The 23,706-nt window shown below is 62.2% G+C and carries 18 protein-coding genes and 1 pseudogene; 12 read left to right on the forward strand and 7 right to left on the reverse strand.

Annotated features, from left to right (window positions below):
• The first annotated feature begins 242 nt into the window (after positions 1-242).
• The 4 genes from GD628_RS12375 to GD628_RS12390 all read left to right on the forward strand — a co-directional run bounded on the left by GD628_RS12375 (position 243) and on the right by GD628_RS12390 (position 5,373).
• Positions 243-1,001, forward strand: a complete 759-nt coding sequence (locus GD628_RS12375) for a LamB/YcsF family protein (RefSeq protein WP_152274909.1) — start codon at positions 243-245, stop codon at positions 999-1,001.
• Positions 998-2,893, forward strand: a complete 1,896-nt coding sequence (locus GD628_RS12380; RefSeq protein WP_152274910.1) for a 5-oxoprolinase subunit B/C family protein — start codon at positions 998-1,000, stop codon at positions 2,891-2,893. Before GD628_RS12375 ends, GD628_RS12380 begins: the two co-directional genes overlap by 4 nt.
• 8 nt (positions 2,894-2,901) lie before the next feature.
• A complete protein-coding gene (locus GD628_RS12385) occupies positions 2,902-4,635 on the forward strand; it encodes an acetyl/propionyl/methylcrotonyl-CoA carboxylase subunit alpha (protein WP_152274971.1) in 1,734 nt (577 codons plus the stop codon).
• Positions 4,636-4,698: 63 nt separating this feature from the next.
• Positions 4,699-5,373 (forward strand): GntR family transcriptional regulator, encoded by a 675-nt coding sequence (locus GD628_RS12390; RefSeq protein ID WP_152274911.1) that lies wholly within the window; start codon positions 4,699-4,701, stop codon positions 5,371-5,373.
• Between the two features lie 22 nt (positions 5,374-5,395).
• Here GD628_RS12390 and GD628_RS12395 read toward each other — a convergent pair whose 3' ends face one another.
• From GD628_RS12395 to GD628_RS12410, 4 genes are all read right to left on the reverse strand, one after another.
• Positions 5,396-6,205 carry a putative hydro-lyase gene (locus GD628_RS12395; RefSeq protein WP_152274912.1) on the reverse strand — a complete coding sequence of 270 codons (810 nt, stop codon included), beginning with the start codon at positions 6,203-6,205 and terminating at the stop codon, positions 5,396-5,398.
• A 53-nt stretch (positions 6,206-6,258) separates the two neighbouring features.
• Positions 6,259-7,476, reverse strand: a complete 1,218-nt coding sequence (locus tag GD628_RS12400) for an NRAMP family divalent metal transporter (RefSeq protein ID WP_152274913.1) — start codon at positions 7,474-7,476, stop codon at positions 6,259-6,261.
• Between the two features lie 629 nt (positions 7,477-8,105).
• A complete protein-coding gene (locus GD628_RS12405; RefSeq protein WP_152274914.1) occupies positions 8,106-10,631 on the reverse strand; it encodes an RHS repeat-associated core domain-containing protein in 2,526 nt (841 codons plus the stop codon).
• Entirely contained in the window at positions 10,632-11,339 is a 708-nt protein-coding gene (locus GD628_RS12410) for a hypothetical protein (protein WP_152274915.1), read from the reverse strand.
• Between the two features lie 324 nt (positions 11,340-11,663).
• On the opposite strand from GD628_RS12410, the gene GD628_RS12415 reads away from it, so the two are divergent.
• From GD628_RS12415 to GD628_RS12445, 8 genes and pseudogenes are all read left to right on the forward strand, one after another.
• The gene (locus GD628_RS12415; RefSeq protein WP_152274916.1) at positions 11,664-12,461 is read left to right on the forward strand and encodes a helicase associated domain-containing protein; all 798 of its coding nucleotides are present in this window, start codon (positions 11,664-11,666) and stop codon (positions 12,459-12,461) included.
• 564 nt (positions 12,462-13,025) lie between these two features.
• On the forward strand, positions 13,026-14,015 hold the full coding sequence (locus tag GD628_RS12420; RefSeq protein WP_152274917.1) for a hypothetical protein: 990 nt from the start codon (positions 13,026-13,028) through the stop codon (positions 14,013-14,015).
• Positions 14,016-14,485: 470 nt separating this feature from the next.
• Positions 14,486-15,742, forward strand: coding sequence for an SIR2 family protein (locus GD628_RS12425; protein ID WP_152274918.1), 1,257 nt, complete (start codon positions 14,486-14,488; stop codon positions 15,740-15,742).
• 145 nt (positions 15,743-15,887) lie between these two features.
• Complete coding sequence (locus GD628_RS12430; RefSeq protein WP_091607449.1) at positions 15,888-16,487, forward strand: recombinase family protein; 600 nt, start codon at positions 15,888-15,890, stop codon at positions 16,485-16,487.
• 1,285 nt (positions 16,488-17,772) lie between these two features.
• Positions 17,773-18,438 carry a hypothetical protein gene (locus GD628_RS12435; RefSeq protein ID WP_141653699.1) on the forward strand — a complete coding sequence of 222 codons (666 nt, stop codon included), beginning with the start codon at positions 17,773-17,775 and terminating at the stop codon, positions 18,436-18,438.
• A 354-nt stretch (positions 18,439-18,792) separates the two neighbouring features.
• Positions 18,793-19,617, forward strand: a complete 825-nt coding sequence (locus GD628_RS12440) for a PDDEXK nuclease domain-containing protein (protein WP_338083423.1) — start codon at positions 18,793-18,795, stop codon at positions 19,615-19,617.
• Positions 19,598-19,684 (forward strand): annotated as a pseudogene (locus GD628_RS17005) (hypothetical protein); the annotation flags it as partial. The gene GD628_RS12440 and the pseudogene GD628_RS17005, both read left to right, overlap by 20 nt.
• A 444-nt stretch (positions 19,685-20,128) precedes the next feature.
• Positions 20,129-20,896, forward strand: a complete 768-nt coding sequence (locus GD628_RS12445; protein ID WP_091607455.1) for a hypothetical protein — start codon at positions 20,129-20,131, stop codon at positions 20,894-20,896.
• A 51-nt stretch (positions 20,897-20,947) separates the two neighbouring features.
• Here the strand turns inward: GD628_RS12445 and GD628_RS12450 are convergent, their stop codons facing one another.
• From GD628_RS12450 to GD628_RS12460, 3 genes are all read right to left on the reverse strand, one after another.
• Entirely contained in the window at positions 20,948-21,601 is a 654-nt protein-coding gene (locus tag GD628_RS12450) for a DUF6308 family protein (RefSeq protein WP_091607457.1), read from the reverse strand.
• Positions 21,598-22,167, reverse strand: a complete 570-nt coding sequence (locus GD628_RS12455; protein ID WP_091607460.1) for a hypothetical protein — start codon at positions 22,165-22,167, stop codon at positions 21,598-21,600. Before GD628_RS12455 ends, GD628_RS12450 begins: the two co-directional genes overlap by 4 nt.
• Positions 22,168-22,456: 289 nt before the next feature.
• On the reverse strand, positions 22,457-23,626 hold the full coding sequence (locus GD628_RS12460; protein ID WP_226802525.1) for an ROK family transcriptional regulator: 1,170 nt from the start codon (positions 23,624-23,626) through the stop codon (positions 22,457-22,459).
• Between the last annotated feature and the right edge of the window lie 80 nt (positions 23,627-23,706).

Genomic DNA, 23,706 nt, shown 5'->3' on the forward strand with positions numbered 1-23,706 from the left:
CTCGCACAAGTTGCGCGCCGCCACCAAGGACTAACCCATCGTCGGTGCGCTGGGCGGGACCTATCCAAACAAACGTCTCCCTCCGGATCGCCCATGAAACCCGGACTCCGACTAGCGCCCGACACGGACCAGCCCTCCCGACACAGACACCCGCCGCAACATACCGCCGCAGATTGTTGAACAATCGGGCGTGATCCCGCACACTTGGAAGACCCCGTTCCCGAGGCGCAAAAGGACCTGCCATGCCGATCATTGACCTGAACAGCGACGTCGGCGAATCGTTCGGCAACTGGGAGATGGGCGACGACGCCGCCGTCTTCGAGTCCGTTTCCTCGGCAAACGTGGCCTGCGGCTTCCACGCCGGCGATCCTTCCGTCATCGCCCAGACCTGCCGCGACGCCGTCGCTGCCGGCGTCACCATCGGCGCGCACGTGGGCTACCGGGATCTGGCCGGCTTCGGCCGGCGCTTCCTGGACTGCTCCCCCACCGAACTGGCCGACGATGTGCTCTACCAGCTCGGCGCCCTGCAGGCCCTGGCCCAGCACGCCGGTGCAGACATCCAGTACGTTAAGCCGCACGGTGCCCTCTACAACACGATCGTTCACCACGAGCACCACGCCCAGGCAGTCATCGACGCGATCCGCGCCTTCAACAAGGAACTCCCCGTCCTGCTGCTTCCCGGCGCCATCGCACTGGACAAAGCCGCCGACGCCGGAATGCGCGGAGTCTCGGAAGCCTTCGCAGACCGCAACTACAACCCGGACGGCACGCTGGTGTCCCGGCGTGAGCCCAACGCCGTCATTCACGACGCCGATCAGGTCACCGCCAACATGGTCCGCCTGGCCACCGAAGGTACCATCATCGCCATTGACGGCTCCGAAATCCCCATGAACGCCGAATCCATCTGCGTGCACGGCGACACCCCCGGCGCCGTCGCCATGGCCCGCGCCGTCCGCGCCGGCCTCGAAGAAGCCGGCGTCAGCATCCAGAGCTTCGTATGAGCCTCCCGCACGCCGCAGACGCGCCCGCCGGAACCATCATCGGCATCCGGCCCGCCGGAACCCGCGCGCTGCTGGTCGAGCTGGGTTCGCTGGCCGACGTCGTCGCCCTCCACACCCAGCTCAAGTCCCATCCGCTGCCCGGCCAGGTCGATGCCCTCGCCGCCGCGGCCACGGTGCTGGTGCGCTTTGCCAGCCGCCGCGACGCCGTGGCCGGCCTGCCGCTGCTGCGGGCCCTGGACTTCACCCACGCGGATACGGACGAACCGCGCACCGTAATCATTGAAACGGTGTACGACGGCGCCGACCTCGCCGAGGTCGCCCGACTCACCGGGCTCTCCGAAGAAGCTGTGGTCAATGCCCACACCGGTACCGCCTGGACCGCCGGATTCGGCGGCTTCGCCCCCGGTTTCACCTACCTCACCGGCGGCGATCCTGCCCTGAACGTTCCCCGCCGCTCCAGCCCCCGCACCGCGGTCCCGCCGGGCGCTGTCGCCCTTGCCGGCGATTATTCAGCCGTCTATCCCCGCGAATCCCCCGGCGGCTGGCAGCTTATCGGCCGCACCTGCGCCCCCATGTGGGACCTCTCCCGTCCCAACCCTGCTCTCATCTCTCCCGGCGACTCGGTCCAGTTCACCCCCATCCGAGAATTCCTCCCCACCACCTCCTCCCCTTCTTCTCCGGCCGAGTCCATGGATTCCGGGGCTGGTACCGGCGCTGAGGCTGACGGCTCGAAGGCGACAGGCGAAGGGATCAGGGACGTCATAAGTCCCGCATCGCCGAGCGAGGAACGAGCGGGCAGCGAAGGCTCAGGGCGCGCGCATCTCGTGAGTCCCGCATCGCCGAGCGAGGAACGAGCGAGGTGTCTAAGGGACGATGAGATGCGCGCGCCCGCCCAAGGCGACCACTGCCACCTCGAGATCGGGAATCCAGGCCTCCAGTCCCTGATCCAGGACCTCGGCCGCCCCGGCTATGCGGACCTAGGCGTCTCCACGTCCGGCGCCGCCGACCCCCGTGCTGCCCGGCAGGCCAACCGGCTGGTCGGCAACCCGGCTGATGCCGCCGTCGTCGAGAACCTCTTGGGCAGCCTGGAACTCACCGCCCACGGCGACGCCGTCCTGGCACTCACCGGAGCAGACGTCCCCGCGGACGTCGTCGATCCCGCAGGCGTTCGCAGCCGGCCCGCGCCGCACGCCGCACCGTTCGCCCTGCTGGACGGGGAAACCCTGGTCCTGGGCACTCCGGTCCGCGGGGTGCGCGCCTACCTCGCCGTCCGCGGCGGGCTGGATGTGGACCCGGTGCTCGGCAGCCGCAGCACCGACTCGATGAGCGGCATCGGCCCGGCACCGCTGGCCGCCGGCACCCGCCTGCCGGTTGCGGCGGCGGGAAGCCTGCACGTCGGGGACCCCGAGGCTCCGGTTCTGGCCGCAGCCGGCGTCCCTGGAACCCTGGGCAACGGCATCGAACCCGCCCTGCTGCGCATCACCGCCGGCCCCCGGCAGGACTGGTTCAGCAACGGCGCCGCCGCCGCGCTGGCCGGCCAGACCTGGCTCACCACCAGCGAATCCAACCGGATCGGCGTCCGGCTCGCCCTGGACCCCCAGGACACAGCAGCCAGCCCGCTCACCCGCGCCCGCGACGGTGAACTGCCCAGCGAAGGTGTGGTGGCCGGCTCGCTGCAGGTGCCGCCGTCGGGCCTGCCCGTCCTGTTCCTCGCCGACCACCCCGTCACCGGCGGCTACCCGGTAATCGCCGTTGTGATCCCGGAGGACCTGCCGGTGGCCGCCCAGCTGCCTCCCGGAGATCCGGTGCGCTTTATCTTTGTTGACCCCGACACCCTCGCACCGCTTACCGCGGAGCAGGCCGTCGGACTGTTTCCCGAAGGAACCGAATGAACACCCGTATGAAAAAGGTCCTGATCGCCAACCGCGGCGAGATCGCCGTTCGCGTGGCCCGCGCTTGCGCCGACGCCGGCATTTCCTCCGCTGCCGTGTACTCGGACCCCGACGCCGATGCGCTGCACGTGCGCCTGGCCGACGAGGCCCTCCCGCTCGGCGGCGCCTCCGGCGCGGACACCTACCTGAACATTCCCAAACTCATCGATGCTGCCCGCAGGGCCGGCGCGGACGCCGTTCACCCGGGCTACGGGTTCCTCTCCGAGAACGCTGACTTTGCGCAGGCAGTGCTCGACGCCGGACTCACCTGGATCGGCCCGTCACCGCAGGCCATCCGCGATCTGGGCAACAAGGTCACCGCCCGGGAGATCGCCGTCCGCGCCGGCGCTCCGCTGGTGCCCGGCACCGAAGGCCCGGCCGAGAGCGCCGAACAGGTCCGCGCCTTCGCCGAGGAACACGGCCTCCCGGTCGCCATCAAGGCGGCTTTCGGCGGAGGCGGCCGAGGCATGAAGATCGCCCGCCGGCTGGAGGACGTGGAGGACGCCTTTGAGTCTGCGGTCCGCGAGGCAGTGTCCGCGTTTGGCCGCGGTGAGTGCTTCGCCGAACGGTTCCTGGACAAGCCGCGGCACGTTGAAGCTCAGGTGCTGGCGGACACGCACGGCAACGTCGTCGTCGTCGGCACCCGTGACTGCTCGCTGCAGCGCCGGAACCAGAAACTCGTGGAGGAAGCCCCGGCGCCGTTCCTCACCAATGAACAGCGCACCACCATCCATGAGTCCGCCAAGGCCATCTGCCGGGAAGCCGGGTACACCGGTGCCGGAACCGTGGAATACCTGGTCTCCCCCGACGGATTGATCAGCTTCCTGGAGGTCAACACCCGGCTCCAGGTGGAGCACCCGGTCACTGAAGAGACCGCCGGCGTTGACCTTGTCCGCGAGCAGTTCCGCATTGCCGACGGCCTGCCGCTGTCCATCACCGAAGATCCGGTCCCGCACGGTCACGCCTTCGAATTCCGGCTCAACGCCGAGGATCCGGCCCGCGGGTTCCTGCCCGGCCCCGGCCCGGTGGAAGCCTTCGAGCCGCCCACTGGCCCCGGCATCCGGATGGACACCGGTGTGCGGTCCGGCTCCGTGGTTCCCAGCGAGTACGACTCCCTGATGGCAAAGCTGATCGTCTGGGGTGAGGACCGCCCGCAGGCCCTGCGCCGGGCGAAGGCCGCACTGGACGAACTGGTGATCAAGGGCGTGCCCACCGTGGTGCCGTTCCACCAGGCCGTGGTCCGCTCCGAGGCGTTCACCCGCGACGGCGAGCTGGGCGTCTACACCACCTGGATCGAATCCGAGTTCGCTGAACCGCTGGCTGCCTCGCCGCACATTGCCGCGGCGTCGGACACCGCGCGGGAAACCATCACCGTGGATATCGACGGCCGTGCCGTCGCCGTCGGACTGCCCGCTGCGCTGCTGAACGCACTGCGGTCCGGCGGCAGCGGCACCGCGCAGGCGTCCTCCAATACTCCGGACACCGCCGACGCCGCCCGGCTGGCCTCGCCAATGGCCGGGAACCTGGTCAAGTGGCTGGCGGACGACGGCGCAGAATTGGCCGAAGGCGATCCGGTGGCGGTGCTGGAAGCGATGAAAATGGAAACCACCGTCCGGGCCCACCGCCCCGGAAGCTTTGCCCGGGCTTCGCTGGAGGCCGGTGCCGCCGTCGGCCGCGGGGATTCCCTGGGCGAGATTGGCTGAGCACAGCCGTAACAGGTCCGGCGGGTACACCGCCGGACCCCTCCCAGCCGCTAGGTTGGGTGGATGGCTCTGAACCTGGACGAGTACGCCGAACAGCGTGCCTCGCATACCAACATCACGCTGTGGGCGGCGGAAGTGCTGCGGGCCCAGATTGCTGCGGGGAAACTTCTCCCCGGCACCAAGCTCTCTGAACAGCAGCTTGCCTCGTCCCTGAACATTTCCCGGAACACGCTGCGTGAGGCGTTTACAGTGCTCAGCGGCGAGGGCGTGGTGAGCCGGTATCCGAACCGCGGCGTCTTCGTTGCCTCCCCCGGCGCCGACGCGGTGCGGCGGATTTACCAGGTGCGCCGGATGCTGGAACCGTCGGCCGCGCTGTGGGGTCCGGAACTGGACCTCGAAAGGCTGGATCGGGTGATTGCCGCTGCACGGGAAGCCAAATCCCCTGGCTCCGTGGCAGAGATGGCAGCTGCGAACCAGGCCTTCCATGAGGCTGTCATCGCGATGTCCGGCAGTTCGCAGCTGCAGGACCTCATGTCCCGCGTGCTCGCCGAAATGCGGCTGGTCTTTTATGCCATGCGCAGCGAACCGGACTTCCACTCCCACTACGTGGAACAGAACGCGAGGATCGTGGAGCTGCTGCGGGCCGGCAAGCGGAAGAAAGCGGCGGAAACGCTCCGCGGCTACCTCGACGCCGCCGAGGCCGAACTGCTGGAGCACCTGGCTGCGGACGGGCACTAGCCCGCCCGCAGCAAAAAGCCTGCTAAGGCACCAGGTAGGCGCTGTCCCGGGCATCGGTGATCAGCATGTGGCCCGGCGCGTGGCCAATGGCCAGGGACGGTTTCGACTCCATGACCGCCGCCTGCGGTGTCACACCGCAGGCCCAGAACACCGGAAGGTGCCCCGCCGGAATGTCCACCGGGTCGCCGAAGTCCGGCCGGCCCAGATCAGCAATCCCAATCTCCGACGGGTTGCCCACATGCACCGGAGCCCCGTGGACCGCCGGGTAGCGGGAGGTGATCCGCACGGCGTCGGCCACCTGGGCGGCCGGCACCGGCCGCATTGACACCACCAGCGGGCCGGACATCTCGCCGGCCGGCTCACAGCGCACCGACGTGCGGTACATCGGCACGTTGGTGCCCTGGTCGATGTGTGCAATCCGGATGCCGCCCTCCTGAAGCGCTGCTTCGAAGGTAAAGCTGCAGCCCACAATGAACGTGACCAGGTCATCGCGCCAGTAGTCGGTGATATCCGTCGGGTCCGCGGTCTTTTCTCCGTTCACGTAGACCGTGTACCGCGGGACGTCGGTGCGGATGTCCCCGCCGGCCAGCAGCGGCCCGCTGGTCTCACCGGCGTCGAGAACACCCAGGATGGGACAGGACTTGGGGTTGCGCTGGGCGAAGAGCAGGACGTCGAAGGCCTGCGCTTTGGGCACGATGATCAGGTTCGCCTGCGCGTACCCGGCCGCCCAGCCCGCCGTCGGCGTCACCAGACCGTCCCGGAAGAGTTCCCGGGCCTCGGCGGGAGACAGGGCAGCCCGGTCAAGTGCGGCCAGTGTTTCAGGTTTTGTCATGCGTTCATCCTTCTGTAGGCGGCTCGGGCCGGGCCCGTGCCGCGGAATGCGGACTACTGCCAGAGGGCGGCGAGACCGGAGAGCGAATTCCAGCCCAGGAACAGGGTCAGCGCCCAGGACAGGACACCGATGATCAGCAGCCACTTCGGGTAGTCGTAGCCGTTAAGCAGGTCCCGGCGGCGCCAGGCAGCCCAGAGCAGGATGCCGAAGCCCAGTGGCAGGATCAGGCCGTTGAAGGCACCGGCGAAGACCAGCAGGGTCTGCGGAGCCTGGCCAAGCAGCAGGAAGGCAACGGTGCAGACGGCGATGAACGCCACGGTCAACAGGCTGCGGGTGCGGTCCTTGGTTGCGGGGGTGGTGATGAAGGAAACCGAAGTGTAGGCGGCACCGATGACGGAGGTCAGCGCCGCGGCCCAGAACACAATGCCGAACATGCGCAGGCCAATCTCACCTGCTGCGTGGTAGAAAGCGTCGGCCGCGAGGTTGTCGCCGGCGAGGGTGACGCCGCTGGCCACCACACCGAGGATGGCCAGGAACAGGAGCATACGCATCACGCCGGTGACGATGATGCCCAGGAGCGAGACCTTGGTGATGTCTTTGACGTGTCCGGGGCCTGTTGTGCCGGAATCGAGTAGGCGGTGGGCGCCGGCGTAGGTGATGTAGCCGCCGACGGTGCCGCCGATCAGGGTGGTGATGGTCAGGAAGTCCACCTGCTCGGGCAGCACGGTGTTCTTCAGCGCCTCGCCGACGGGCGGTGCAGCGCTGATTGCTACGTAGAGCATCAGCAGGATCATGATGGCGCCGAGCGCCACCACGATCCGGTCCAGGGCCAGGCCGGCCTTCTTGGACAGGAAGATGAAGATGGCGACGGCGGCAGAAATGGCACCGCCCACCTTGGTGTCCATGCCGAGCATGGCGTTCATGCCCAGGCCGGTGCCGGCAATGTTGCCGATGTTGAATACCAGGCCGCCGATGAAGACCAGTCCCGCGAGCAGCCAGCCCGCCCCCGGCAGCACCTTGTTGCCCAAAGCCTGGGCACGCAGCCCGGAGACGCCGATGATGCGCCAGACGTTCATCTGGACCGCGATGTCCACGAGGATCGAGACCAGGATCGCGAACGCGAACGCCGCGCCGAGCTGGACTGTGAACACGGTGGTCTGGGTGATGAAGCCAGGTCCGATGGCGCTCGTGGCCATAAGGAACATGGCTCCGAGCAGTGCCGTGCGCTTGGCGTTAGGCCGAACCTTCACCTTCGTCGGCTTGGTTTCCATGGTTTTTCCGATCACTGGAGAATGTGGGGGGCGCCACAGGGGCTTCCAGCAGTCTAAAGGTTGTTGAACAATCCGCCAGTCTTTTTGTTGAACAATCGCGGGTTCTTTACATGCTTTTTACATGGAAGGTGAGTTTGGGGCCGGCAGCTTCGGTGCGGACACTGACCCGCCCCACGTCTCTGTCACCGCGGTCTGTGGGGGTCCACTGAAACGCCAAGGGCCTGGATATTCACCGGCCGGTCCCACGCAACCCTGCCTGGCAATGCGCTGACACTTAGCCGCGGAAGAAATTCTATTGTTGATCGTCCTGACTCAACGAGTCGACGCGGGCCGGGTCCTGCAAGCACTCCGTCGTGAGATGAACGGGCTGCATGTTGGGTCAGCGCCCGCCACTATAGGTTCTGTCAGCGCAGAGGATTCCCGTTTTCATTCCTCCATTGATCTCTGAAGAGATAGGACAGTACAAACAGCCCTACACCGACAATCAGGAAGGATACGGCGACGGGTACAGGAAGCTTGCCGTCAATGAGTCGCAGTACACCCCAGCCTAAGAGCAGGGTAGCGAGGGTACCTACCCCTCCCCATAAGCCTTTTCGCAGTTTCTTGTGCATTTGGGCACATCCTTCAGATTAGTAACACCAACGGGAACCGTTCGTTGGGCTTACTTGGCATCCTTGATCGTCTGGGGGATCTATCAAGTTCACGGGCGGTTCTGGGTCCCAGTTGCACCCTACTTCGCCCGCGAGCAGGCCGAGGCTTCCGACCAATATTCCGGCGCCAAAGGTGAACGTCCCGGCCACCCCTCCTGCGAGGATCGAAACTATACCGACACTAACGCTGCAGACTCCGAGTCCAAGTGGGTCTGAATTATTGATGGGGTCATTAGCGGCATAGGCGTATCGGTTTGCGTTGGCGGGGTCCAGCGGCGCGTCGAGGGTGTCCATTTGCGTCCAGCGGCCGGTGCCTGCGTTGTACCAGCGCTGCCCGTATTTGACCCAGCCGGTAGCACGATCCTGAAGGCCGGCCTTGAACGTGTACGGGTTCTGTGGAACCCCGAGCCCGTTGGAGGTTTCCGTCAAAGTCGGTGTGCCATAAGGGTCGTAGCTGTAGGCGAAGGCAACGTACTCGGCGCTGGTGAGCAGGGCGGCTGGGTTCCCAGTGCCGTCATAGACGTAGAGGGACTGCATCCCTGAGCTGGTGCGCAGCATCAGCGGTTCGCCGGTGACCGGGTCGTGCTCAATGTAGGCGGTTCCCTCATTGCGTTTGAGCTGTTCGATGATCGGGAGCCCCTGGGCATCGGTGCGCCCGTAGGTGAGCTGGTAGGTTCCCTGCGGGGTGGTCTGGGACAGCAGCTCGTTCTGGCTGGATCCGGCGTAGGTGTAGTTGTACGTGTTGCTGCCCTTGGTGACCTTGGTCATCTGCTGGGCCGCGTTGTAGGTGTAGGCGCCGGAGGGATCGGCGGTCAGGTTCCCGGTCTTGTCGTAGGTGTACCCGGCGGTGCTGATCTGGTTCGCGGCATTCGCGGCGAGAGTCTGGGTTCCGGCCGGTCCGCCGGCGGTAAGCCGGTTCCCTCGGGCATCATAGGTATAGGTATAAGTCGCCGGGGCGGGGCCGCCGGTGACGACGGCCTTGGTCAGGCGTCCTGCACCGTCGTAGGTGTAAGCGGTGACGGCGCCGCTGAGGTTGTCCTTCACCCACTGGATTTTGGACCGGTCGGCCGCCGCGTTGGCGGTGCAATCAGGGGCGGTGGTGCCGGAGGTGTAGCAGTAGGACAGGTCCATCACCAGGGTGTTATCCGTGTTGTTCGGGCCTGTGTAGGCGGTGGAGCGGGTGACGCGGCCGGAAGTGTCGTAGTCGGTGTGGGTGCGGGCATCCCAACTGGTACGGGCCGCGTTAGCGCCCATCCAGGAGTCGGTGCGCCGGCCACGGTCATCCACTGCAAAGGCCAGAGTCTTCTGTTGCCCCTGGTAAAGGTATTTCAGGGCGGTGGGGGTTCCGGCGGCATCGAATTCGTAGGTGGTGGTGCCACGGGAATCGGTGGTCGACACCAGATTTGAGGCCTTGTCATAGCCGTAGCTGATTGTTCCACCGCCGGCAGTGTTGCCCCGGCTGGTGAGCCGGCCTAGCTGGTCGTAGCCGTAGGTGGTGGTACCGGAGGCATCGACACGCTGGGTTATCCGCCCCACAGCGTCGTAGGCGTACGTGATCGTGGGGGTGCCGTCGGAGTAGGCCTGGGATGTAAGGCGTCCGATTGTGTCGTACGCGTAGGTGGTGGTGTTCCCGCGTCCGTCGGTAGCGGTCTTTGGCCGGCCCCATTCGTCGTAGGTGAAGTCCTTCGCAGCGAGGGAGGAGCCGGTCACGGGGGTGACCTTGGTGAGCTGCTTATCGGCGTTGTAGTATTTGGTGGTGTTCGTGCCGTTCCCTGGTGCCTGCGCTGTGGCCACGGTTCCGTCGGCGTTGTAGGTCAGGGCTGCGGTTGCAGCCAGGGCATCGGCGGAGGAGAGCATGTTCCCGGAACCGTTGAACGTGTAGGTGCTCTTGTTCCCGGCATCATCGGTGCTGGTGGTGGCCAGGTATTTGGTGTTCGCGGCAGTGTTGCCGTATTCGGCTTGTCGGGTCGCTCCGGTGGAGGATTGGGATGCGGTGAGGGACTGGCCGGTGTTCGCCCCGTAGGTGTTGGTGGTGGTGCCCGCACCTGCCCCGGTGCCGGATGAGGCGGTGAGGGTATCGAAATCAGCGGTGTAGGTCTTTGACTGGGTCCGCCCGGCAGCGTCAACGACGTTGGTGACCCGGCCTGTGCCGTCCAGAGTGTAGGTGGTGCGGGGTACCGCGGTGATCGCTGCGGCCTGGTCAGTGTTGGGGCCGGCCAGCAGCGTCTGCGTCGCGGAGGGATAGGCGAGCCGGGTTGCCGACGAGTTTGATCCGTTGCTTTCGGTTTGTTCAATTTTGGTGACGCGGGATTGGTTGTCATAGCTGAACTTGATGACAGAACCGGTAGCCGAGGTGATACGGATCAGTCTTCCGTTGTCGTAAACGAAGCTGGTCGATTTGCCGTTCAGGTCCTTATATACGGCCAGGTTGTCGTTGTACTGGTCTTTCACGAACGTGGCTGCCCGGGTGGTGGTGCCAGCGGTTTGGCTGATTCGATCCAGCATTCACGCACCGGATCCGTAACTGAGAGTTGCAGTGCGGGCCGCGGTGCTGCCGCGGGTGCCGACAATCGTGGTCGGGCGGGTGCCAGTGTAGGCAAGGGTCGTTTTGTTGCCGTTGCGGTCAGCGACCGAGACAGCCTTACCATCGGCGTCGAAGGTCTGAACCTCCGCCGTGGTGCGGGAAGTCAGCGTGTAGCCGGTGCTGGTTTTCACCAGGTCAGCCTTTACCCCGGCTGGTGGCGTGAAAGCGGTGGCAGATCCCTGCACCGGTGTGAACAGGGCGGAATAGCCGTCCCCGGAGGTGAAGAGGACCCCGGTGGCTGTGGTGGACAGGGCGCCGGCTGATCCCAGGGCGAGGGTCCAGCGCGGGTGGACATTGGTGGGAGTGGTCTGGCCGGAGCGGGAGTTGTAGACGATGCCCAGGCTGGCATCCCCGTTCACTCCGGGCAGGCTGAGGGCGTTGATGGAGACGGATAGGTTGCCGGTCCCGACGTCGACGGATGCGTTGACTGTGTCGCTGACCGGCAGCGGCAGTCGGGTCGCACCGGGGCAGGCTCCGAGCTGGCCGATGGTTGCTTCGGCGGCGGGTGTGGTCACCGGGACGGCTGCCTGAGACGGCACCGCCATACCGAGCGTGAGCGCTCCGGCGGTCAGGACAATAGTTGTGAGCCGGCCAGCGGCGCGAGCAGGGCGGAGCTTGGTGGTCTGCATCAGATTTCCCCCGAATACGAGACTGTGCCGAAGCGGCACTGCTCCGGTGACCTGAACGCTAAGTCGGGGTGTTGTCGTTTGTCTGTAGTACGGAGATACCTGTCTTTTCCAACGGGGATAGGTAGTTTTACTCCCGATGCTTCCAAGCGAGAGACGCGATGCGGTTCCTGCCTTCATGCCTGAGATTGTCCCCAGCTGGATGTGAGGTACTAACTTCGCTAATTCCGGTTGAGGAAGCAGGGTTCGTGTGATGCGGATCCAGTTTCCCGCCAAGGTCTGCGTTCCGCTGTGGCACACGGCAGGATTATTTGCTTGGGTACGGCCATGACCGTCACATCAACGAATGAGTTATCGGCCAGGCGAGACACGGAACCGCAGCATTGGTCCCGCGAAGAGTGGTTCTACATGTGGACCAAGGGGCTGGATCCTTGGCGTATCGCCAGCCTGTGTCGTGTGCCGTATCGGAAGGTCTATGACCATATCCGCAGCACTGTTATTCAGAACCCCGCTCTTTTTGGTCAGCGGCTGATGGTTCATGACCGCCCGGCGGTGCCGCGAGGAGGATTGAACAAGCGTCGTTCCTGGGAGGAACGCTGTGCCGAGCTGGTCAACTTTCGTCGGCAGCATGGAAGGCTTCCCCGCGGTTACCTGGACGGCGAAAGCAGCCTCTGCAGCTTCCTTCAATACCAACGTGAGCAGTACCGTGCCGGCAAACTACCGCCCTCCAGAAAGATCCGTTTGGATGACCAGGTGCCGGGGTGGCTGACACCCCCGAAGGCGGAGCGTGAACGGGCTTTGTGGCAGCAGCGTGTAGCGGAGTTGGAGAACTTCATTCGGAAACACGGGCGCTATCCCCGGTACAAATACGCCGTAGATCAGACCGAAAAAGTTCTAGCCGTGTGGTTACAGCGTCAACGGCAATGTGCCCGCACCGGAAAACTAGAGCCAGCCAGGGAGAGTGAGTTGAACTCAGCTGCGCCGGGTTGGCAGAGCGTGCACGAAAACGATGGAATTAGAGACACCGGCAGCGGAGACGGGACACGCCAGGAGAACCTGTCTCGTTTTCCGTGTCCGATTACCAAGAGGAAGTTCAGAAGGCTTCGCGCGTCAGGGATCCTTTGACGGAGGCACGGTTCAGAGCGGGCGGTCCCAATCGGCTCGGTACGGTGAGCGGCATGATTACGTTTCGGTTTAACGCGATATCTCGTGTCTGAATACGGCTGCCGGGTCTAACGCAGGAGGACCCCCATTCCCATGGGGGTCCTCCTGATGCCTCGAGCTGCGGCTGCGAGCCCCTTGCCGTTCCAGACGAGCGACTGGTACTCCCGCAATCAAACTCAACTACCGGGGGGGGAGATTGAGCTCTCTTGGCACTACGAGCAAACTTCGGCTTTGCTGGCTTCGCTGGCTATCGGGGGTGGATAGGCCCCGACGTTCAACTTGCCCAGGCCACCCGGGACACGTGACCATACGGGGGCCGCGCACCCAGTCCCTGCTGCAAAATACCTCTGTGGAACTCGATGTCATGACACTATCAGGGTTCACTCGACGGATCACTTGCCATTATTGGACAGTGCCGTCATGAAGATCATCAGCTGGCCAGTTGCACCTACACTTGATGACTAGATGGACCGTCTTAGGTGATTATCAACCCAGTCGTAAACTGGAGAAGTATGGAGGACTCCTATGAGTACCGGGGATGCCAACAAAGGAATCGACTCCTCACCTAAGGCGCAAGATCTCCCCGAGAAGCTGTTAGAAGCCTCTAAAACCCTGGCAAAGAGGCTGGATGAGGACTCCGGACGGCGTAAAGCGATCCCAATACGTAAGAGTTTTGTTCGGGTAGAAAAAGGAGCAGATACCCCGCCTCCTCTGGCAGAGCTTGTGAAACGAGGTGGCCGCGGCGGCGGCGTCATCGTCAAGTTGTACCTGGCCCTCGTCTGGCGCTGCTCCGGCGGGGACTTTGATACTGACATCTCGGCACGAACCTGGGCGAACCTCCTCGGACTTGAAGACCCAAACATCAAAGGCGCCCGCCGCATCGCAAAAGCGATCAAAATTCTGGAGGAATGCAAACTGATCTCGGTGTCTCCGCGTCGAGGCGAACCATCCGTCATAACGCTCCTGGATGAATCCGGGGACAAGTCCCCTTACGACTTGCCCTCCACCTCCTACGCAACAAAAAAGCTGCGGAGAGACATTTATTTCAAGGTTCCAACAACTTTGTGGACTGAAGGCTTCATTCAGCGCATGTCGGCGCCCGCGATGACCATGTTGCTGATTCTCCTAGCAGAGCAGTCAGGAGACGTCAGCCCTGGGGAATCGGATGGCAAGGAAGTTTGGTGGAGCACCGAGCGGTTTCCCCAGCAATATTTTGTCAGTCCCTCCATGAGGTCCAGGGGGACCAAGGACCTGAGGGATCTGAACCTCTTATATGTTCAACGGGCCAGCGTGGCTCCTCCCGGAAACAATCGAACCTTCGCACGCGAGCGAGTTCGGAACGTATACAGGCTTCAAAACCAAGCGCTGGTATTTATGGACGAAAAATCCTCTACGGGTAAATCGGCGCCCAAGACGTCCCCTAAAAAGGGGCACACCAAGAAGAGGTCGTCACCCCTCGAACAGACCCTTAGGGCATGGAAGGAAGCGGGAGAGGGGGCCCAGTCATCGAGTTAGGTGCTTTCGGCTATTAATTCGGGGCCAGCGAGACCACGGCGGGGGATAGCGGCGGGATCCGCTGCGGCATGAGGCCGCCCTCTGCAGTCTTGAGCCGCTTCTCGAATCAAGATCTCCGAAGGCTGCAGGGCCTCGAGTCCTTGCTTTCATGCCGAACTGGGTTGCTTGTGATTAGGAGTCGATGTTGGTCCCTGTGCCCAGAGGTCGAGATTGAAGAAGGGGGCAATTCGCTGAGCTTGCGCCGCCGCGCAACTTCCCAACGGAGCCAGCCGTCACGATCAGTCTCACAACCTATGCGTTTCGATCCAGAAGCTTCGAAACACCAACTCGGATTAGAAATAGGAGTCGGCAGGACTGCAGGCTGATCCCTCACGGTACTGACGTTTCGGCAACGCGACGACCTATACCGAAAAGCCAGGTTACGTCAGTCCTGATCGCTAGAATTCGGACATGAATGGTAGGGGGATGCGATGAATACACTGGCGTTGCTCGGGGCTGGTGCAAGCGTGGATGCTGGAGTGCCAGGGTCGACGGCGATGACTCGGCAGATCGTGGCTGCCCTTGATACACCCCAAAATCAGTATTACGGGATAACGCATGCGGTGAATTACGCGATTGGCGCCATGATTGCTCACCGCACAGCCAACGGAGCGAATGCCTACGCCGGCATTGATGTGGAAGACCTATTTTCGGCAGTCCAGATGCTGGCGGAACGCGAGTCGTTGGAGATCGCGCCGTTCGTCCAATGGTCTCCCGCCCTCGCTGGCGTCAGGCAGGGTGGCGGTTCGATGCCGGCATTCTTCGATAAGGATTTTCGTGAAGGAGTCTTGGAAAATCGGGCCTTCAAAGGGCCCGGTGAGATGATCAAGAAGGCTGTCGAAGCACTAACTGGTAGTAATTCTGCTTCTACGGAGGAGCTATACACCCGTCTGCAGATGGAACTTCTGAACGCATTGACCAGGCTCGTAAGCGTCACCGATAAGGACGTCGACTACCTCCACCCACTGCTTCCGACGAGCGATACCCCCGTGGAAATCGCGACCCTCAACTACGATCGGTCCGTCGAGCTTCTCTGCGAACGACGGGGTGTTCGTTTGGATACGGGTATCGCCAGTTGGAGCGGTGGGAGTGACTGGCAATGGGATGAAGAGGCAGAAGTGCGTCTGCTCAAAATTCACGGTTCTATCGACTGGCGGATACATGAGGAAAAGGGGCTCGGCGGTCTCCACGAGACCAAAGTGGTAACTGTCGGCGCATCTGACTCTCCGCATTACGGGTCGCTGCCGGGCGTGGTCTTCGGCGCGCGCGGTAAGTTACGCGCGGATGGACCATTTCTTTCCATGCTGCGAGAGTTCGAGAACATGCTCGCGCGGGCGGACCGGCTGCTGGTAGTCGGCTATTCGTTCCGTGATGCGCATATCAATGTGGCTCTGACCCGCTGGATTAACTCCTCTCCACTCAGGAATATCACCGTCATAGATCCTGCGTTCAACAATGACCCACGGGTGTACGAGCGCAGCAGTTTCTCGGCCCAGCTACTGTCCGCTACACGTAGCCTCGAGGGGAGCCAATGGGTCCGCAAGCTAAACCTACGAGTACTAAAGAACACGGCTGCTCAAGGCCTGACTGCACCTGACCTGTGGTCACGGCCCCCAGAGGGTGCTGAATTCGCACATCTCGTCGAAAATAAGAGCGATGTCACCCAAGTCGGCGCCGACGTGTCGTAACCCACGGGATGCAAGACATCTGTGTGAGACAACGGCAAGGCCGCAGCAGCGTCCGCGTTTGAGTGTCTTGTCACTATGTGTCACAACCTCCTGCTAGGGTTTGTGACATGAACACTCGTTGCGAGACAGTTTCGAGGAATCGTCGGTGAAGCTGATCGGCTATGGCCGGGTTTCCACGAAGGCGCAGGACACAGACCGGCAGATTTTGGACCTTCTGGCGGCGGGGGTGCGGCGCGATGACCTTTATATAGACCATGGCGTCAGCGGCGCCAGGGCATCGCGCCCCGGATTCGACCAGGCCTTGGAAGCGCTCCATGAAGGCGACACCTTGGTCATAACAACCCTGGACCGCTTGGGCCGGTCGACGGTAAATATGCTTGGCCTGGCCGAGGAACTGCGTGCCAGGGGAGTGAATCTCCGAGTGCTGAACCTGGGTGGCGGGAATGTGGATACCGGCACGCCAATGGGTTCCATGGTCTTTACCGTGATGGCGGCCTTGGCTCAGATGGAGCTTGAGATCAAACGCGAACGCATCAACGATTCCGTGTCCAAACGCCGTGCGGCGGGCAAGGATCTCGGGGGTCGCCGCCAACAGTTCAGCGAAAGCCAAATCCGCAATGCCCGCCGGCTCATCGAGGCCGGGGAACCAGCTGTCCATGTGGCCAGGGATCTGGGCATGTCCAGGGCGACCCTGTACCGGAGGATAGCGGAGGCCGACGCCCGCAATTGGATCGCGGAACCCTGATGAGGAACTGGCCGGATAGTCTCACTATGGGAGCGTTTTCATTCCTCAACTAGGCTTCGGGAGAACAAATTTCGCATCCCTGACTTGACGAAAAACTCGAGCGTGGTTGAATTGAGGTGGAGCCATTGGGGGCTCCGTACAATAAAAAATGGGGGAATGCCTGATGAGGCTTAAAAAGTTTGGTCTCGCTGCGATTGCAGCAATATCGATAATTGTTCTTTCCGCTCCCGCGGCTTCGGCAGCGGATACGTCGGGTACCGCCGAGGAAGTTTTCAGCGATTCATCCTACTCTCAGATGAGCCCTGACCCTGCGACAACGGGAGTAGCAGCCAGGGTCATGATTAATGGGAATCCCTACGGTTGTGCAGGTTATACCGAACGAGTTCATCTCAGCGGTGGCATGTCGTCCGTTCACGCTGGTATCCGAGATTGCCGCAACGCTCCGTCCTACCAGATCGCGGGTGCCGAAATCATGAAGGCTGGCTGGTTCGGGTTGTGGCATCGGTCTGCGTTCAACAGTGCCGAGGCCAATAATCGTTTGGCTCGTCTCGACGTAAACGCCAAGGCGGTCTGTGGCAACACCAGCATGCAGACCTACCGGGGTAACGGTTACCACCGGGTGAATATTGGGGGCACAGACTACATCGCACGTACGTCCAGTGACATAGAGACCCGTTTCGGGTGCGACTCCTAAGAAGATTGCCCTTAGTGGTGGGGGGAATTCTTCTCCCCACCACTCTTGGGGCTTGCACTTTTTCGTCCCCGCAGACGATACCGGCTGAGTCCCAGGTATCGGAGGTCCCATTGTTGGAATATTCGGGCGGCAACGATCGCCCTCCGATTCTTACTTATGGGCAGAACGTAATCGCACCTTATGCAGTGGACTGGAAGTCTGCGAGCACCACGGAGTTCAGTGACCAAACAGGAAGCCTGCCAGATGTTCTCCCCGTTAGGGTTGATGGTCCCGGACGGTTCATCATCGAGGATTCTGGCTGGCCGCAGTATATGCAAGTATCGATATTCCGAGGTTCTGCCGCCAACGGATTGGACCCGCTGTCTACACCCGACCAATCGGTGGTTTGCAGTGATGAGGTGACTAGTTTATGCCATATAAGTCTTATCGAAGACTCGCTTCTTATGAGACTCTCACCTGATGTTCTCTCGGACGAGGAGCATCAGGTTGTCGCAATCAGTGCGGAGTATTTAGCCGAACCTGACCTACACATGGAAAGGTTCGCAAACGTCGTAAATTGGGTTCTCGAGCTGGAACCGAGGTAGGATTCTAGTGGATGAAGGTCGTGGAGAGCTGAAGTGCGATGAAGTCGTTGCCTGGTATCTCAACCAGACGATGGGAAAGAGGGCAGGATCGCTCACTTCCTTGGTGCCCGAACGCTACCCCGCGGTGGTCCGAGTCCTAAACCCGGTCACAGCTCCTGATGGCAGTCGCTTTCGATGGTCAGATATTGCCGGCCCCAAGGTAACCGTGGATGCAGAGACTGAGTGGAGCGATATCGTTGCCGCGGCAGGCGGGAAGGCCGACCAATATTATGAACCGGAGGCGGGCACCATTGACCCCGGCGTGGCTCGGCGGCTGATTACTCTCCTCAGTGAGCACACAGAGTCTTCACGGTGCGTGTACCTTGTGTGGGAGGGATACAGCGCTCTGACTGGCTGGGTTCGTCACAGCGAGACCATCACCAATAGCATGCAGCGAACGATGCATGTTCTAACGGGAGGGTTGGAAGACGCGCTGAAACCCATTGACTTCCCACCAAACCGGATCGCTATGAACTGGCTGCCACAAGACGCATCTTGGTTCGTGGGCAACGATATTTATGCTAGATCCGTATTTGTCGGTGCTTCGACAGAAGTAGCCGGTTCCCTCCTGCGCGAAGGCAGTCTTGAAGCGTACATGGTCTCAAAGACTCACGCCATAGTTCCGGAGGACTAAAGAAACGACACGCACGAACCGCATTTTGTGGTCGGCAAACCGGTATCGGTGACGGCGTCCTCTGGCACTTCGGACCAAAGCGGGAGTATCGAGATAGTTCAGCTCCCTGGCTTGTAAGAAACGGAGTGCGGCGTTTGGTGACTGCCGTGCTGTCGAGGGCTAGTTTCTTCAGTTCTTCCTGACTCCATCGAGACCGGTGAACCAGCCGTCCATGAGGCCAGGGGCTGGTCATCTCCAAGGGCAACCCTGTTCGCAGGATGGCGGAGTTCGATGCCCGCGAATGGATGGCAGAGCGTCGAAGCGTTGGGCAGCCTGCGGGCAAGAGGTGCCGGAGCGCTTCCATAGGATGGGTCCATGACATCCGACCAACTGGCACCGATTCCCGAGGACTACACGCGCCTGCTGGAGTCCCTGAAAGACCGAGTCCGGCAGACCCGGTTACAGGCGCAGCGGACCGTTAATACGGAACTGATCGGACTGTATTGGAGCATCGGCCGGGAAATCCTGTCCCGCCAGGACCATCAGGGGTGGGGTGCTGGAGTGATCCGCCGGCTGGCTGAGGACCTGCGCACTGCTTTCCCGGAGATGACCGGATTCTCCCAACGGAACCTACAGTACATGCGGTCCATGGCTGAAGCCTGGGGCGGCGGAGCAAATGTGCCACAAGCCGTGGCGCAATTGCCGTGGGGACACATCCGCACCATCCTGGACAAAGCCGAGTCTCGGCAAGCCCGTGACTGGTATGCCGCTGCAGCGCTCGAGTATGGGTGGTCCCGCAACGTCCTGCTGAACATGATGATGAACCGGTCCATGGAGCGTACCGGCACGGCGCCGTCGAACTTCAGCCGCGAACTGTCCTCTCCGGATTCGGAGCTGGCACAGCAGGTAGCCAAAGATCCCTACGCATTCGAATTCCTTGGGCTCGCCGGCGAAGTGGCCGAACGGGACCTGGAACAGGCGCTCATGGACCGAATCGTGGAGACACTGCAGGAGCTGGGGCCAGGCTTTGCCTTCGTGGGCCGGCAGGTCCACTTCGAGGTTGCCGGGGATGACTTCTACGTTGATCTGCTGTTCTTCCACGTCGAGCAGCTGCGCTACTTCGTGATTGAACTAAAAACCGGCAAGTTCCAGCCCGAGCATGCAGGCAAACTCAATTTCTATGTGGCGCTGGTTGAATGACCAGCTGCGCCGTGAGGCGCATGGTCCGACTGTAGGCATCCTGATCTGTGGAAGTAAGAACGAGCACACAGTCCGGTATGCCCTGGCTCGAACGACCTCACCAATGGCCGTGGCGGCCTACACCTATGAGCAGCTGCCTGCCGCGGACCAGGGACTGGTCCCGGCCGAGGACCGACTCACCGCTGCACTGGATTCCTTGGGGGAGACCGTAGGAGAGTAACCATCACTCCGGCGTAACGCTGGGGGTGGTCTCAGCGCCAAGAGGCCCCTTATGCCTCCCTTCATCGGGCATTTTTGCGGGCGGGGTATTCGCGAATCTGGAACCAGTGAACTTGCGGGGAGTCCTCAAGTCGCGGGCATGGGACGGAAAGTCGCGGGAGGGGACCGTCGTGTGTGTGGGAACCGTTGAGGGCAGCGGCTCGGCATCGTTTGGTTTCGTTCCCAAGTAGCTGGGCCAAACAAGGAGGCACTTGGAAGCTGTTCCCGTTTTCGGAAATGGGACAACTCTCCGATGCACCAGACTTACAAGGTGAAAAGGTTGAAAGTGAAGAAGTTTGTGCGCGCCGCGCGGGACACCATATGGGCCGAACGGACAGGTCTGGAACAGATACTGCTACTGGTATCCGCTGGTTTAGTTGGTCTCCTCGTGGCAGCGTTGGTTGCTCTGGCGCGTAAATCTGCTCCCTTGGCAACCGAGTGGGGCCCAGTCGCAGATTGGGTTGGTGTTTTTGTAACATTCTTGGGCTTTGTTGGTGCGATCGCTGCACTCAGGTTTCAAACCAAGTCAGTCGCTGTCCAGCTTGAGCAGCACAACAAGCAAAAGGAGACTGAGGAGACCGAGGAGCAGGAACGCGCCGCAGCACGGAAAGCTGAGGCCTTGGAGGCCAAGCAAAAGGACGCCCGAGCTGTTCAGATAAACGTTTCTGCCATCCGTCGCCAGGCAGACCCGGGCTCTGAATTTGTTTACGAACAGCCATTCGTCGTGACGTGTACCTTGGTCTTTCCTGGCTGGAACCTCTACACAGAAGCGAATTTCCAGGTACCGGACACGCCGGAGAACTTCAGGCAGTTGCGGGACGACAGGATAACGACAAAGTTCGGAATCATAAATCACGGTGCCCGAATCATTTGGCAGATTTCCGGGAACAAGTGGCCACATGGCGACGAGGCCGGAGCCCAAGCCTGGGTGGCCGCCCGAACGTTTGCGACGTTCACGGACCAGGCCGGCAACAAGTGGAAGCTGGACGGTGCAGGGAAACTTACGGACGTAAGCGGGTAGCCCATTCAGATCCCATATGCTGCTCGAGCTATAATCCCATTTGTGCGGCGTTTACCACACCAGAATGTCCAGAAGACGGAGGTCGGTCAGCCCGTCCAACAGGCGAACCTGCTGCTGCTTGTTTGCGTCATCGGACTCATATGAGCGCAGAAGATGCCGCAGTTCCGTCAACGCGCCGGAGGCCCTTACCTCGAGTAGGTCATTGCGCACGGCAAGCCACGTGCGACGGCGCCATCCCAATTGCGGGTAGTCCGTGTGGAGCATCTTTGCTGCGGGGGCATATGAGCGAGCTATGTGGCTGTCCAAGATAGGGAACAGGCTCGGCTGCTTCAAGTGCAGAACTTTGGAGATTTTCGCGAAGCTGACGCCTTTGGGAGAGCCTTCAGCGAAGTGCAAGTAGAGGTCCGTCATCGCTGCAAACAATGTGCTTTCCGGGCCAGCGTCAGCGAGATCCGCGGCGAAGCTGATCCACGGGGCCGCTGCGGAAACCTCTACGAAGTATGCCACTTCCTTGTTCGATATCCGGGAGCTGATTTTCCGAGTTCGGATCACTTCCTCGACAGTCAGACGGTCTAGTTCGCCCCCGCCAGGATAATCGAAAGTGGCAGGGGTCTTCCGCGGATATCGCTCCAAGACTGCCAGAGCCTCTTGGAGGGTCCTGAGGCGGCCGGCAACAGTGATGGCCGGCCCTAGTTCTTGCTTCATATGCGGTTTTTCTTTCCGTCGATGCGGTTAGCGAATGGACGATGATCCCCGTGGTTTCTCTTGAAGAGATCAATAAGTGCACTTTCCGCTTGCGCCGGGTCGTGGTCACCTGTGACCAGCCAACACACTTTAAGGTCTTGAGCGTCCTCCAGCTGCCAGATGGCTCGGCCGCCGCTATGGCCACTTTGTCTCCCGTTGCCGAAGCGACGGTACTTGTTCAACCGTTCGTAAATGCCGAGCTTGCACTCAGCCCTGCCGAAGTAGAGGATCACTGCTCCTGGTAGCCAGGCATCCTGGAGAACATCCATGGTGTAGTTGCTTCCTTTCCGCCCTGTTCCCGACGCGACAAAGCGCGGTTCCTGGGTGTTTTCGCGAACTACTGCGTAGACGCCGTGCTCCCTGGGCAGTTCTTCATCAGGTATCGCATCGAAACGAATGAACCCTTCAAAATCCTGGTCCTTTAGCCAGCGGATGCTCATGTGGTGGCTATTCAGGGGCGACGTCGGGGTCGGCGGCGGCTTGACCATCATCGGTTCTGTTACCGCTGGCGGCAGCTGCTCAGTCATGACTTCATGTAAGCAGAAAGGTTTGCGGTTGGGCGTTAAATCGGAACCCGCCGCCTTGGATACGTGTTGGATCTTAGTCCTGACCGTGTGAAGACAGCTGTGAATAACCTTGCTAGTGCCATCAGCCCCAATCATCGGTACAACCATCCATGACGGCACCAAACAGCGCATTGGCAAACGCCACGACCCAGACATCCATCCCGTCCATCCCGTGGATCCAAGCGCTGATCCGGTGGCCTGTCGCCAATGCGTCTCCAGTGATGATTGCCCGCAGTCCGGGCAGTTTGCCCTACGGTTTTACCCGGGCCAGCAGCATCCGCTCGATGCTCTCCGCGGACAGCGCGTACTGGATGGCCAGCACCCCGGCCCCACGCATCCCGGCGTCCAGCCCGGACACGGACTGCACAATCCGCAGGTGCTGGGTGGCCAGGGGCATGGTGCGGGAGTAGACAACTTCCCGCACTCCGGCGATGAAGTGCTCACCGGTCAGGGCCATTGACCCGCCGATCACGATCACCGCCGGGTTGATCATGGACAGGCAGGCGGAGAGCACCTCCCCCACATCCCGGCCGGCCTGGCGGACAGCATGCACGGCCTCGTGGTTGCCCTGATTCACCAGCTTCACCACGTCCCGGCCGTCCCGGGCGTCCAGCCCGGCGGCCTGCAGCTTTTCCGCTACGGCGTTGCCGGAAGCCAGCGCTTCCAGGCACCCGTAGTTCCCGCAACGGCAGAGTTTGTCCCCGCCCCCGCTCACCCGGATGTGGCCAATGTCCCCAGCCACGCCGTCGGCGCCGCGGAGCAGCTCGCCGTTGCAGATGATGCCCGCGCCAATGCCGGTGGCGACCTTCAGGAACACCAGGTCAGCGACGTCGGGCCACGCCGCCTCGCGTTCACCGACTGACATCACGTTCACGTCGTTGTCCACCAGCACGGGCACGCCGAAGTGTGATCCCAGATAGGCCGGAACGTCGAAGCCGTTCCAGCCGGGCATGATGGGCGGGTTGATCGGCCGCCCGGTCCGGTGCTCCACGGGTCCCGGAACGCCAATGCCGACGGCGAGCAGGTCCCGGGAGGTGCGGCCGGCCTCTTCGAGGAGCCGGTCCCCCAGCTTCGCCACGGTGTCCAGGACCGCCTCCGGACCGGCGCTGACCAGGAGCTCCTCGGTGGCCGCGGCAAGTGTGTTGCCCGCGAGGTCGCAGACTCCCAGCCGCAGATGGGAGGCCCCGATGTCCACACCGAGGACCACTTGGTTTCCGGTGTTCAGGGCGAACCGCGACGACGGGCGTCCGCCGGTGGATACGGCGTCCTCCACGGGAGCTACCAGGCCGATTTCCATGAGGGCCTCGAGCCGGAGCACGATGGTGGACCGTGCCACTCCCACAATCTCCGCCAGCTCCGACCGGGTGCGTGGCTGCCCGTTCCGGAGCAGCTGGAAGAGTTCACTCGCTCCGGAGACCACGGAGGCATTCCTTATATCGACCACCGGGCAATTCAAGCACAGGAATCGGCGTTACTCTGTCGGGCGAGGTTGCAGCGGGC

It is taken from the genome of Arthrobacter koreensis, from assembly GCF_009193255.1.
GTDB classification, from domain to species: Bacteria; Actinomycetota; Actinomycetes; order Actinomycetales; family Micrococcaceae; genus Arthrobacter_B; species Arthrobacter_B koreensis.